The sequence below is a fragment of the uncultured Massilia sp. genome (genome assembly GCF_913773735.1).
Lineage (GTDB): Bacteria > Pseudomonadota > Gammaproteobacteria > Burkholderiales > Burkholderiaceae_D > Telluria.
In genome coordinates this window covers 1-12,303 of sequence record NZ_CAJYEB010000025.1, presented here as the reverse complement: position 1 = coordinate 12,303, position 12,303 = coordinate 1, and the positions used below count along the sequence as shown (strand labels likewise).

The window sequence follows — 12,303 nt, the reverse complement described above, 5'->3', positions numbered from 1 at the left end:
TCAGTTGGGCATCCGTTCCCCGGCGCGCAGCGTCAGCACGCGCACGCCGGTGCGCGTGACGGCGACGGTGTGCTCGAACTGGGCCGACAACTGGCCGTCGCAGGTGACCACCGTCCAGCCGTCGTCCTCGGTGCGCACCGCCTCGCGGCCCTGGTTGAGCATCGGCTCGATCGTGAACACCATCCCCTCGCGCAGCACCAGGCCCGTGCGCGGGCGGCCCCAGTGCAGCACCTGGGGCGGCTCGTGCATCTCGCGGCCGATGCCGTGCCCGCAATAGTCGCGCACCACCGCATAGCCGTGGCGGCGTGCGTGGCGCTCGATGGCGTGGCCGACGTCGCCCAGCCGGGCGCCCGGACGCACGGCGCGGATGCCCTTCCACATCGCCTCGTAGGTCACCTGCACGAGCTTCTTCGCCGCCGGCGCCACCGCGCCGACCAGGTAGGTCTTGCTGGAATCGGCGATGTAGCCGTTCTTTTCCAGCGTGATGTCGAAGTTGACGATGTCGCCGTCCCGCAGCACGTCGGCCGTGGACGGCACGCCATGGCAGACCACGCTGTTGCGCGAGGCGTTCAGCGTGTAGGCATAGCCGTACTGCCCCTTGCTGGCCGGGCGCGCCTGCAGGTCGTTCACGATCATGCCTTCGACCAGGTCGTTGACCTCCATGGTGCTCATGCCCGCCAGGACGAGGCGGTCGAGCCGGCCGAACACGCTCGCCAGCAGCCGGCCCGATTCGGCCAGCAGCGCGATTTCCTCGGGACGCTTGGTCATGCCAGCGCCATCCTGAGCGGTGGCTCGACGACCCCGGCGGCGCGCAGCTCGCGCGCCACGACCTCGTTGAAGCTGAGCGTGGGATGCAGCTCGCACAGCATGCCGATCTTGAGCCAGAACGCGGCCTGCGCGTTGATCGAGCGGCACGACACGGTGCTGGCCTTGCGCAGCTGGTCGTGCAGCTCGTCGTCGATGTTCACGATGCCCATCATATCCTCCGTATATTTTTAATATACGAAGTATATATTCATGAACGGACAATGCGCAAGGATGCCGACCGCCCTCAGCCCGCGCGCCGGATGGCCGCGACGACGTCTGCGAGGGTCCGGCGCGCCAGGCTGCCTTCGAAGCCGTCCTGGGCGTCGCGCAGCACGTCGCCCAGGCAGCCCTTGATGTTGCGGCTGACCCGGCAGCGCTCCTCGACCGGATAGGCGTGCACCGCGAACGCCGCCGGCGCCTCGCTGGCCCGGTAGATGTCGAGCAGCGTGATCGCTTCCGGCGCGCGCGCCAGCGCGCAGGCGCCGCCCTTGCCGCGCGTCGTCGTCACCAGGCCCGCCTTGGCCAGCTTCGACACCACGCGGCGCACGAAGGTCGGATCGGCGTTGACGCTGCCGGCCAGCACCGCCGAGCGCACCGGCTCGCCCCCGCTCAGGCCGAGCGCGGCCATCACGTGGGAAGCGACGGAAAACTGGACATTGACCTGGGACATAAGGTGAGAATATTCAGCACAATTCACGCTGTCAAGCCGGCATCGCGCGCGGCGCGGGCGCCGTCAGCGGCCCGCACGCGCATCGATGGTCGCGAACACCTCCACCGCCCAGTCGATGAACACGCGCGCCTTCGCGTTCAGGTGACGGTTCTGCGGATACATCGCGTACAGCGGATGGGGCGGCTGGCGCCACTCGGGAAATACCAGCACCAGTTCGCCGCGCTCCAGCCAGGGCTGGACCTGGTGGCGGAAGTTCTGGGCGATGCCCAGCCCCGCCACCAGCGCCGTCAGGTGCGCCGTGCTCTCGTTGACGGCCACGCCGCTCCTGGGCTGCACCACGACCGTCTCGCCGTCGCGCTCGAAGCGCAGGTCGATCGGCCGGCCCGTCAGCGACGAGTAGTAGCCGACGATGTGGTGGCGCCCGTCCTGCAGCTCGGCGGGATGCGCCGGCAGGCCGTGCCGCTCGACGTAGGAACGGTGCGCGCAGATCACGAATTCCAGGTCGCACAGCTTGCGCGCGATGAGCGAGCTCTCGGCCAGCACGCCGGCGCGGATCACGCAGTCGATGCCCTCGCCGACCATGTCGGCCGGGCGGTCGCTCACGCCCAGCTGCAGCTGGATGTCCGGGTACCTGGCCGTGAAGGCGGGCAGGCGCGGGATCAGCGTGAAGTTCGCCAGCGAGGAGCCGATGCCCACGCGCAGCCGTCCGCGCGGCTGGGCGCGCGTGCGCCGCGCCTCGGCGTCCATCTCCTCCAGCTCGGCCAGCAGGCGCAGCGCGCGTTCGTAGTAGGCCGCGCCCTCGGGCGTGACGGTGGCCTGGCGCGTGGTGCGCTGGACCAGGCGCGCGCCGAGCATCTGCTCGAGATCCTGGATCAGCTTGCTGGCGGTGGAACGCGGGATCTCCAGCTGGTCGGCGGCCTTGCCGAAGCTGCCGGATTCGGCGATGCGCACGAAGGTGCGGATGGCGAGCAGTTGGTCCATGGCGATCCCGGGGCGTGAAGCCTTCGATTGTACATCCCTGTGGACAATCACTCCAGTCCAGGGACATCCCGGCATGCGGGTGCAGAATCCGCCGGACGGGCATGTTGCCAGGCTCACAACTGCATGCTATCGTGCGCCGATACTTGTCCGGACTCAGTCCCCGCCCCATGTTGCATCCCCTGGCCAGCCTGTGGCGCCATCCGAAGCGCGTCTCGTTCTACGCGTCGCGCGCGCTGGCCGGCCAGGACATGTTCCAGGAAGGCGCGCCCGGACCGGCGCCGCTGGCGGTGCGGCGCCGCTTCGCGTCGGCCGGCGCCGCCGCCGACTACCTGCGCTACTGGCTGGGCGAACCGGCCGCGCGCGCCGAACTGCGGTCGCTCCTGTACCGCTGCGGCCCGTCGCTGGCGAGCGCGCAGGCGGACGCGGACGGCTGGCTACGCGCGCTGACGGCGCGCATGGCGGCCGGCACGGTCGTCGTGGTCGAGGAAGACCTGCGCGCGGCCCTGCCGGCGCGGCTGGTGGCGCCGACGCCCGCCGCCGCCGCCGCCGCCGCCGTCGAGGACCTGCCGCCGTTGAGCGCCGTGACGGCGAGCGCGGTGGAGACGCAGACGCAGACGCAGACGGAGACGCAGACCGAGACGGAGACGGAAGCGCAAGCGCAGACGCCCGCGCCGGCGCAGGAGGCCGCAGCCGCGCCCACGGAGGCGCTGGCGGCGACGCTCGCGCAAGAAGACGCGCAAGCGGCGGCAGCCGCCGCGGACCAGGTCGCGCAGGCGCAGGCGCTCGAGGAGGCCGCGCAGGACGGCACGCCGTTCTGCGAGATCTGCGAAGCGGCGCGCGCGGCGGCGGCCGCGCCGCAGGAACCGGAGCCGGCGCAGGCGCCGGAGCCGGAGCCGGATTATCCGGCCGAACAGGTCGCGCAGGCGCAGACGCTCGAACAGGCCGCCCGGGACGGCACGCCGTTCTGCGAGATCTGCGAGGCGGCGCGTGCCGCGGTCGCCGCGGCGCCGGACGCGGAGCCGGAACCGGAACCCGTGTCGGCATATCCGCCCGAGCAGGTCGCCCAGGCACGGACGCTCGAACAGGCGGCCCGCAACGGCAGGGCCTTCTGCGAAATCTGCGAGACGGCAGCGCAGGCAACCGGGCAAACTCCCCCAGGAAGCAAAACATGAACGACATGATCATGCAGTCCCTCGACGCCCTCCTCTGGCCCGGCAACGCCGGCCGGCACGTCCACTGGGTGATGGACGGCGCGCGCGATCCCGCGATCGCCGGCCTCGTACGCGCCAGCGGCCTGGAACACGCCTGCCTGTTTTCCGGTCCGCTGCACCCGCGCCTGGAAGCGGCCGCGCCCTATCTTGTGCGCCTGCCGCCGGATGCGCCCGCGACCGCGCAGCTGCTGCGCCGGGGCTGGGGGCAGTCCTGGGGCATCCTGGCCAGCGCCGGTGCCGGCGTCCCGTTCGACACACTGCGCCTGCACCTGAAGAAGTTTTTGCGCGTAAAGACCGAGGACGGCAGGACGCTGGCGTTCCGCTACTACGATCCGCGCGTCCTGAACGTGTTCCTGCCGACTTGTACCAGCGAGGAATTCCGCGACTTCCTCGGGCCGATGGCGGCGCTGCTCGCCGAAACCGACGGCGGCGCCGGCGTCCGGGCGTTCGACCTGGAGGACGATGCCATGCGCGTGAAGGACCATCCGCTGCAGCCGGAGGACGCCCCGTGCTGACGATCCGCGCCGAACAAATGCAGGCTTTCGACCGGGCCAGCCTGGACGGGTTCAAGCGGCGCTTGCGCGACAGCCTGGCCCCGCTGCTGCCGGAGACGGACCTGCACGTGCTGGTAGAACGCGGCGTGGCGGACGCGCCCGCGTTCGGCCTGGCGAGCGAGCGCGACATCGCCCGCTTCGTCGAGATCACGGGCACCGTCCTGGGCGCGTTCCCGGATGGGCGCCTGCCGGTGCCGGCGCTGGCCATCCTGATGTCGACGGGCCTGGCGCCGTCCGACAAGCTGGACCGTTATGAAGCGTGGGCGCGGTCGCAGGGCCGGCGCGCGGCAAGCGATGCCTGACCCGTTCGACGACCAGCCGGCCGGCACCTCCGTCCAGCCCTGTCCGTACGCACGGCAGCCGGCGGCGCCATCGCAGTGGCTGGAAATCGAACTGGTCGGCGAGGACGGCGGCGCCGTCCCGTGGGAAGAATACGCTGTCTTCCTGCCGGACGGCACGCAGGCATCCGGCTTCCTGGATGGCGACGGCTTCGCGCGCCTCGCCGGCCTGGCCGATGGCGCCAGCTTCGGCATCGTCTTCCCGCAGCTCGACCGCGATGCGCTGGCATTCGTCGAAGCGCTGGGGCCACGCGCGCACCCGGGACCGGCGACCGGCGCCGCCGAACCGCACGCGCTGCTGCCGGCCGGCGCCTGGCATACCGTGGCGCAGGGCGAGAACATCGAGAGCATCGCCTACGCCTGCGGCCACTTTTCCCCGACCGTCTGGGAGCATCCCGCCAACGCGGCGCTGAAGGCGCGGCGCGGCGACGCCAACGTGCTGCAGCCCGGCGACAAGGTCTTCGTCCCGCCGCTACGCACGCCGGCCCATGATGCGGCAGGCGGTCGCCGTCATCGCTTCCGCCGCCGCGGCGTGCCGTCGATCTTCCGCTTCCGGGCCCTGGTGGCCGGCCACCCGCTCGCCGGCCAGCCCTATGTCGTCGAGGTCGACGGCGAGCCGGCAGGCCAGGAGCGGCGCGGCAGTACCGACGCCGACGGCATGCTCGCGTGCTTCGTGCGCCCCGACGCGCCGCGGGCGCGGGTCGCGATCGGCAGCGCGCCGCTGCTGTGGACCTTCGAGGTGAGCCTGCGCACGGTCGATCCGATCACGCAGGCCTCGGGCATCCAGGCCAGGCTGGCGAACCTCGGCTACGCGGTGCCGGCGATCGACGGCACGCTCGACGACGCCACGCACCAGGCGCTGCTGGCATTCCAGGCCCACGAAGGCCTGGAGCAGACCGGCGAACCCGACCAACCCACGCGCACGCGCCTGCAGGCCGTGCACGGCAGCTAGCGACAGGAGCACGGCATCATGATCAGGATCGAAAAAGGCCCGGCGCCGGAAGAGCTGGACGAGGTGAACGCCGAGCTGACGAAGGCGAACCTGAAGATCCACAAGAAGCACGGCGCCAAGACCAAGGTGTCCTCGACCAAGAAAAAAGGCGGCACGGCGGCCGACACGGTCTACATCACGGCCGCCTACCGCTCCGCCGAAGTCAAGAACCGGCTGGTGCAGACGCACTTCGGCAAATGCGCCTATTGCGAGACCCGCATCCTGAGCGTCAGCCACGGCGACGTCGAACACTTCCGTCCCAAGGCCAAGTACACGGGCGAGTCGCAGACCGGCACCGGCTACTTCTGGCTGGCCTACGACTGGCGCAACCTGTTCCTGGCCTGCGACATGTGCAACGAGACCTACAAGGGCACTTATTTCGCGCTGATGCCGGCGGTGGAGGGGCTGATCGCGTCGTCCCGGCGCCTGGACGCCGGCGAGGACGTGGAAACGGATCTGGAAGAAGATGCCGTCCTCATCGATCCCGCCATCGAGAACCCCCGCGCCTGGCTCTCGTTCGACGTGGTGCGCGGCACGGCAGAGGTCAACGAGGACGTGCCGGAATTCGCCGTGGCAGCGGCGCGCGTCGGCAAGATGGTACGCGAGCTGGGGCTGAACCGGATCGACCTGGTGACCGCGCGCCACCGACATATCGCATTCCTGCGCTCCATGTTCATCATGGCCTGCCAGGACATGATGGGCAGCGCGGACGTGCGCAACGCGCTCTTCGGGGTCGCCGGCAAGATCGGCACCTTGAAGGCGGATGCCGGAAGCGGCGAGCAGTCGCAGAAGGACCTGGCGAGCTACTGCGAAAGCATCTACGGCAACAGTCCGACGACCAACCTGTGGCAGCCTCCTTCCCGCTTCGGCAACGCGCTGGAAGCGATGCGCTGGCTGGCCTTCAGCGTGTCGCCGATGGCGGAATTCTCGGCCTTGTCGCAGGACTGCATCCTCGCATGGATGAAGGAACTCAACGGCACCTCGCTGCAGGCAAGAGGAACTACCATGGGAACACCGTCCAGCGTCGACTATACCTCGTCGGTCAACGACCGTTCCTGGCCCCCACTCTCGATCGCCCCCGTCGGTGCCCACCGCGCCGCCTTGCAACAATCGCTGCAAGCATATATGGATGGCAAGCTCAAGATGAGCAACGACATGCGCGAGGCGGCGCGGCAGATGTACTACAACGAATTGAACGACTTGCTCAAGGAAATCAACACGTTTCACGACCAAAAGAATTTCGCGCCCGGCGCGGCGGCGGACCGCTACATGGGCTGGTATGTCGATCTCGAAGTGATCAACGAGCAACTGGAAGCCCTGGGGAGCAGCACGTGCCGCGGCCAACGAACGGCCTTGCTGGCTGTTCTCGATGAAAAGATAATCGCCGCAGGCAAGGCCGGACTACCCGATAGCGACAACAAGCTGCAAGAGCTCTATAAGCGCTTCGGGCAATGGTACGGTGATGCGGGCCTCCTGGAACAGTGCTGGCAGGCCGCGCTACGGATCGTGACGCTGGGCCGGGAGCTGGCCGACAGGCTGGAACAAGTGACCGTCCCGCCGCAACAGGCCGATGATGTGTCGATGATGTCGGATGCCCCCACGATCGACGTCTTCGACACGCTTCGCGGCGTAGCCGACGACTTGACGGCGCTCTCGCCCGCGTTCGAGGACGACATTGCCGTCATCCAGGCACGTTACGGGGAATGGCTGGCGCGAACGCTCACGCCGCAGCAGGCAAACCATGCCCTCGTCACCTTCCTGAATCCCAATGCAAAGCGCGGCCAGGAACTCTTCTCCCTGCTCCAGCACTACCAGCCGTACGTACCGCAGCTCCTGTCGGCATTCCGGCAGACCGGCGCCCTGCGCGACGACATCGACGACCTGATCGGACGCTACAACGATGCCGGCATTCAGCCCGGCTCCTGGCGCATGGAGACGCTCCATTCCATCTCCAATATCCTCCATCGGGCGGTCGACGCGCGGAACGACGGCAAGCCGGCGCTCGTCGACAGGAGCGATGCCATCAAGGCGCCGATGCCGACGAGGGACGATCCATCCCTCCACAACGAGGCTTCCACCAACCATGTCTACAAGCCCGAGCCCGCCATCGACTGGTACGTCGACACCGCAAAGACGAGGAAGGAGACGATGCTGGCAAACAGAAAAGGGGGTAATCGCAAGCTGGGACGCAGGCAGCAAGCGCTCGTGGACGAAGACACGCGCGTCGATGCCCTGATCGCCAGCCTGCAGGCGCAAGCAAAAGCCCAGCGCGCCGTGGCGGCCTCGTTCGACGACGACGGCGAGATCGAGCACTTCGCGTCGGATTGACCGGCGTGCCCGCGCCGCCTGCCGCCGGCAGGATCCATGGCGCACCGCAGGCGGTCCGGACAGGATCTGGCCGTCGTCCAGGCGCGGGCCGGCGCGACGGTCTTGCTGCGAACGATCCTGTTTCAGTCGGCTAGAACCCTAGAACACCACGTCCAGCTTCACCGCGATGTTGCGGAACGCATTGCGCTGCGGCGTCCAGGTCGTCGTATTGACGGTGGCGACCGGGTTCGGCGCGCTCGCATTGAAGTTCGCCAGCTGCACGGTGCGGTTGCTCATGTAGCGCTTGTCCATCAGGTTGTTCACGCGCACGCTGAACGTGTACTTGCCGGCGTGGTCGCGCAGGCCGAAGCCGGCGTGGAAATAGGTCGTGGGCTGGACGTGGTTGATCGGGTTCTGGTCCAGGTTGGTGACCATGTCGCTGGCGTAGTTGACGCTGCCGGTGACGAAGCCGTCGAAGCTGCGCCGCGGCATGCGCACGTCGTAGCGGAAGTTGACCGTGGCCTTGCGGCGCGGCGCGAACGGCATGCGGCCGCCGCTGACGTCCTGCGTGTTCTGGTTGCCGAATTCCGGATTGCGCAGGATGCAGCCGGCGTTGAAGCCGCCGTTGGGGCTGCCCGGCACCTGGTAGCACTGGGCGTTGCGGAATTCGGTGATCGTGGCGTCGGTGTAGGCCCAGGCGGCGTTGACCAGCAGGTTGGTCGTCACCAGCGCGTTCACGTCCAGTTCGACGCCCTTGGTCTCGACGCCCGGCAGGCTGTTCAGGCGGGTCTGGTAGATCAGCGTGTCCGGGATGTAGCTGCCGGAGTTCTGCTGGTAGTCCTTGAACTTCGAGCTGAACGCCGTCGCCGCCACCGTCACGCGGTTGGCCAGGAAGCCGCCCTTGATGCCCACCTCGTAGCTCGTCGCCGTCTCCGGCTTGACCGGCTGCTGCGCGGCCGTCAGCGCGTTGAGCGAGCTGGTGATGTCGTAGGCGTGCCCCTTGTAGCCGGTGGACACCGACACGTAGCCCATCAGGTTCGGCAGGAACTGGCGCTGCAGGCTCAGCTTGCCGGTCACGTGCTCGTCCTTGTTGCCCAGGCTGGAGAAGTTGTTCACCGCGACGAACGGGCTGCCGAACGGCAGCGCCGCCGGGTTGCCCGAACCGCGGAAGCGGTAGCCGGATTCCTGCTGGTTGTAGCGCGCGCCGGCCGTCAGCGTCGTGCGCGGCATGAATTCCCAGCTGCCCTGGCCGTAGACGGCCTTGTTGATGTTGTAGGTGTCGCCGTAGAACTCGGTGGGGCTGGTCGCGGACAAGCCGTACTCGCCGCGCTTGAAGTAGCGCGACAGCTCGTTCTTGCCGTACCACAGGCCGGCGACGTAGCGCAGCGGTCCCTGGTCGCTGGACGTGTAGCGCAGTTCCTGGGTGCGCGAGACGACGTCGAAGCGGCCGTGCTGCTCCGACCCGGCATTGATCCCGGCCGGCAGGTTGCTGCCGGTGATCCGGTAGTACAGCATCACCGGCATGTCGGTGAAGTCCTGGTCGCGCGAATCGTTGGCGTGGTAGCGGTCGGTCGAGGTGATCGAGGTCAGGGTGCCGCCGTTGGGCAGTTCCCAGTTCACGCGCAGGCCCGCGCCGCGCGTGGTCGAGTCCTGGCCCGTGAAGGTGTCGTTGCGGATGTTGATGTTGTCGCGGTCGGCCGAGATCCCGTCCAGCACCGTCGCGATCGGGAATGCCGGGACGTTGTTCAGCAAGCCGTTCTGCACATTGGTCCCGGTGATGCCGCGCAGGACCACGACGCAGCAATCGGTCAGCGTGTGGTTGTAGCGCGGCGAGAAGTCGACGCTGAGCGTGTCGAACGGACGCCAGGTCAGCTTGGCCAGGAAGGTCTTGCCCTTGGCGCCGTTGGTCATCTTGTCGGTCGTCAGGTTGTGGACGTTGCCCGGGAAGTCGTTCTGGCTGGCGGCGATGCGAAAGCCGAATTTTTCCGAGACGTCGCCGCCGATCGAGGCGCCCAGGCGCCACTCGCGGTCGTCCGACAGCAGGATGCTGGCGCGCGACTTGATCGGTCCCGAGATCGGCTTGGTGACGATGTTGATCGCGCCGGCGATGGCCGACTTGCCGAACAGGGTGCTCTGCGGCCCCTTGAGGATTTCCACGCGCGACACGTCGGTTAGGTCGCGGAAGGCCTGCACCTGCATGCCGATCGGGATGTCGTCGACGATCACGGCCACGTCGGACTCGACGCCGATGCCGATCGACTGGGTGCCGATGCCGCGCATGTTCAGGCCCGTGTTGGCGGGGTTGTCGGACTGGGTCTTGGTCAGCGCCGGCGACAGCTCGATGATGTCGTCCAGGTCGCGCACGTTATTGCGCTGCAGGAGTTCCTCGCCGATCACCGAGATCGACTGCGGCACGTTCTCCAGCTTCTCGACGCGCTTGTTGGCGGTCACCACCACCTGTTCCAGGCCCGGCGTTCCTGCCTGTCCCGGTCCCTGCGCGGCTTCCTGCGCAACGGCCGGCCGGGCCAGCCCCGCCACGGCCAGCGCCACGGCGAGGGCCATCGGACACATCGTCAATTTTTCGTTTCGCGGCATGTTCGTCTCCTGCTTTTTTATGGGTTATGTGTGTAATCGATGCAGCGCCGGGGCAAGGGTCTATCTGGCTGAATACGCTGGAACAACATGCTATTGTTCCTGACTGCACGTCGCCCCGGCGAAGGCCGGGGTCCGATTTGCAAGCATCGCGGCAGCGCTCGAATATTGGGTCCCGGCCTGCGCCGGGACGACGGTCTCGCTGCCAACGACGCTGTTTCAGCCAGGCAGGCCCTAACGCACCATGCACGGCCTCTTGCTGTCGAACTTCCAGTCGTGGATCAGGTACTGCATGCCGACGGCATCGTCGCGCCCGCCCAGTCCCATCGACAGGTACAGGCGATGGGCGGCTTCCACTGCCGCCATGTCCAGTTCCACGCCGAGGCCGGGCGCGGTCGGCACGCGCACCATGCCCTCCTCGATGCGTAGCGGGGCGCGCGTCAGTTGCTGGCCGTCCTGCCAGATCCAGTGGGTGTCGACGGCGGCGATCGGGCCCGGCGCGGCGGCGGCGGCGTGGGTGAACATCGCCAGCGACACGTCGAAGTGGTTGTTCGAATGCGAGCCCCAGGTCAGCCCCCAGGCCTGGCACATCTGCGCCACGCGCACCGTGCCCTGCATGGTCCAGAAGTGCGGATCGGCCAGCGGGATGTCGAGCGCGCCCAGCTGGACCGCGTGCACCAGCTCGCGCCAGTCGGTCGCGATCATGTTGGTGGCGGTGCGCAGGCCGGTGGCGCGGCGGAACTCGGCCATGATCTCGCGCCCCGAATACTCGCCTTGCGGGCCGCACGGGTCCTCGGCGTAGGCCAGCACGCCGCCCATGTCGCGGCACAGGCGGACGGCATCGTCCAGCAGCCAGCAGCCGTTCGGGTCGAGCGTGACGCTGGCCTGCGGAAACGCGTCCTTGAGCGCGCGCGCCGCCTCGATCTCCTGCTCGCCGCGCAGCACGCCGCCCTTGAGCTTGAAGGTGCGAAAGCCATAGCGCGCCTGCGCGGCGCGCGCCAGGGCGACGATGGCGTCGGTGTCCAGCGCGCGCTCGTGGCGCAGGCGCAGCCAGTCGTCGTCCGCGTCCGGCGCGGCGGCGTACGGCAGGTCGGTGGCCTGGCGGTCGCCGATGTAGAACAGGTAGCCCAGCATCTCGACGCGGTCGCGCTGGCGCCCTTCGCCGAGCAGGTCGGACAGCGGCACGTCCATGAACTTGCCGAGCAGGTCGAGCAAGGCGCATTCGACCGCGGTGACGCTGTGGATCATCACGCGCTGGTCGAAGGTCTGGCGCCCGCGCCCGCCGGCGTCGCGCCCCGCGAACGCGTCGCGCATGCTGCGCAGGACGGCGTTCCAGGCGCCGATCGGCCGGCCGACCACCAGGGCGCGCGCGTCCTCCAGCGTGCGGCGGATCGCTTCGCCGCCGGGCACCTCGCCGACGCCTTCGTTGCCGCTGCTGTCGCGCAGGATCACGAGGTTGCGCGTGAAGTACGGCGCGTGCGCGCCGCTCAGGTTGAGCAGCATGCTGTCGCGCCCCGCGACCGGCACGACGGTCATGGAAGTCACGCTGGGCGTGCCGTGGGTAGCTGGCGCTGGCGGAGTCGAAATGGGGGTCATGGATGCCTGCAAATGGATGGTACCGGTATCAAGGAGGATTCATGATACCGGTATCTCAAAATGCGTGTCAACGCATCGATGAAGATTTTTTTGGCGCTGTTCGCGTTAATTGTGCGAACCATCCGCTGCGCTGGCAGTCTCACCCATTGTCGAGGTAACTCATGGGGAGGCAGCAATGCAGGCTCTGGCGTTCGACGACGTGATTGCCGTACTCGAAGCGTTACCGCTGTGCACGCAGGATCTCGTGCGCCTGCGC

11 protein-coding genes are annotated in these 12,303 nt (G+C 68.3%); 5 read left to right on the top strand and 6 right to left on the bottom strand.

The window, feature by feature from the left end:
* From map to QZ749_RS12760, 4 genes are all read right to left on the bottom strand, one after another.
* A complete protein-coding gene (gene map / locus QZ749_RS12775) occupies positions 1-768 on the bottom strand; it encodes a type I methionyl aminopeptidase (protein ID WP_296947367.1) in 768 nt (255 codons plus the stop codon).
* Entirely contained in the window at positions 765-977 is a 213-nt protein-coding gene (locus QZ749_RS12770; RefSeq protein WP_296947947.1) for a ParD-like family protein, read from the bottom strand. Before QZ749_RS12770 ends, map begins: the two co-directional genes overlap by 4 nt.
* 74 nt (positions 978-1,051) lie before the next feature.
* Positions 1,052-1,477: an Rrf2 family transcriptional regulator gene (locus QZ749_RS12765; RefSeq protein WP_296947365.1), complete on the bottom strand. Its 426-nt coding sequence runs from the start codon at positions 1,475-1,477 to the stop codon at positions 1,052-1,054.
* Between the two features lie 63 nt (positions 1,478-1,540).
* The gene (locus QZ749_RS12760) at positions 1,541-2,458 is read right to left on the bottom strand and encodes a LysR family transcriptional regulator (protein ID WP_296947363.1); all 918 of its coding nucleotides are present in this window, start codon (positions 2,456-2,458) and stop codon (positions 1,541-1,543) included.
* 167 nt (positions 2,459-2,625) lie between these two features.
* On the opposite strand from QZ749_RS12760, the gene QZ749_RS12755 reads away from it, so the two are divergent.
* The 5 genes from QZ749_RS12755 to QZ749_RS12735 are packed head-to-tail and all read left to right on the top strand — an operon-like array spanning position 2,626 to position 7,880.
* On the top strand, positions 2,626-3,630 hold the full coding sequence (locus QZ749_RS12755; RefSeq protein ID WP_296947359.1) for a hypothetical protein: 1,005 nt from the start codon (positions 2,626-2,628) through the stop codon (positions 3,628-3,630).
* Positions 3,627-4,184 (top strand): DUF4123 domain-containing protein, encoded by a 558-nt coding sequence (locus tag QZ749_RS12750; protein WP_296947356.1) that lies wholly within the window; start codon positions 3,627-3,629, stop codon positions 4,182-4,184. Before QZ749_RS12755 ends, QZ749_RS12750 begins: the two co-directional genes overlap by 4 nt.
* On the top strand, positions 4,178-4,525 hold the full coding sequence (locus tag QZ749_RS12745) for a hypothetical protein (protein WP_296947353.1): 348 nt from the start codon (positions 4,178-4,180) through the stop codon (positions 4,523-4,525). Before QZ749_RS12750 ends, QZ749_RS12745 begins: the two co-directional genes overlap by 7 nt.
* On the top strand, positions 4,518-5,513 hold the full coding sequence (locus QZ749_RS12740; RefSeq protein WP_296947350.1) for a peptidoglycan-binding domain-containing protein: 996 nt from the start codon (positions 4,518-4,520) through the stop codon (positions 5,511-5,513). The genes QZ749_RS12745 and QZ749_RS12740 overlap by 8 nt, the downstream gene beginning before the upstream one ends.
* Positions 5,514-5,531: 18 nt before the next feature.
* Entirely contained in the window at positions 5,532-7,880 is a 2,349-nt protein-coding gene (locus tag QZ749_RS12735; protein WP_296947347.1) for a hypothetical protein, read from the top strand.
* Positions 7,881-8,018: 138 nt separating this feature from the next.
* Here QZ749_RS12735 and QZ749_RS12730 read toward each other — a convergent pair whose 3' ends face one another.
* On the bottom strand, positions 8,019-10,454 hold the full coding sequence (locus QZ749_RS12730) for a TonB-dependent receptor (protein WP_296947343.1): 2,436 nt from the start codon (positions 10,452-10,454) through the stop codon (positions 8,019-8,021).
* Between the two features lie 231 nt (positions 10,455-10,685).
* On the bottom strand, positions 10,686-11,987 hold the full coding sequence (locus QZ749_RS12725; protein ID WP_296947944.1) for an enolase C-terminal domain-like protein: 1,302 nt from the start codon (positions 11,985-11,987) through the stop codon (positions 10,686-10,688).
* Positions 11,988-12,303: the final 316 nt, after the last annotated feature.

Coding starts and splice junctions, on each gene's coding strand:
- map (WP_296947367.1), bottom strand. CDS start 768: ATGACCAAGCGTCCCGAGGAAATCGCGCTGCTGGCCGAATCGGGCCGG.
- QZ749_RS12770 (WP_296947947.1), bottom strand. CDS start 977: ATGGGCATCGTGAACATCGACGACGAGCTGCACGACCAGCTGCGCAAG.
- QZ749_RS12765 (WP_296947365.1), bottom strand. CDS start 1,477: ATGTCCCAGGTCAATGTCCAGTTTTCCGTCGCTTCCCACGTGATGGCC.
- QZ749_RS12760 (WP_296947363.1), bottom strand. CDS start 2,458: ATGGACCAACTGCTCGCCATCCGCACCTTCGTGCGCATCGCCGAATCC.
- QZ749_RS12755 (WP_296947359.1), top strand. CDS start 2,626: ATGTTGCATCCCCTGGCCAGCCTGTGGCGCCATCCGAAGCGCGTCTCG.
- QZ749_RS12750 (WP_296947356.1), top strand. CDS start 3,627: ATGAACGACATGATCATGCAGTCCCTCGACGCCCTCCTCTGGCCCGGC.
- QZ749_RS12740 (WP_296947350.1), top strand. CDS start 4,518: ATGCCTGACCCGTTCGACGACCAGCCGGCCGGCACCTCCGTCCAGCCC.
- QZ749_RS12735 (WP_296947347.1), top strand. CDS start 5,532: ATGATCAGGATCGAAAAAGGCCCGGCGCCGGAAGAGCTGGACGAGGTG.
- QZ749_RS12730 (WP_296947343.1), bottom strand. CDS start 10,454: ATGCCGCGAAACGAAAAATTGACGATGTGTCCGATGGCCCTCGCCGTG.
- QZ749_RS12725 (WP_296947944.1), bottom strand. CDS start 11,987: ATGACCGTCGTGCCGGTCGCGGGGCGCGACAGCATGCTGCTCAACCTG.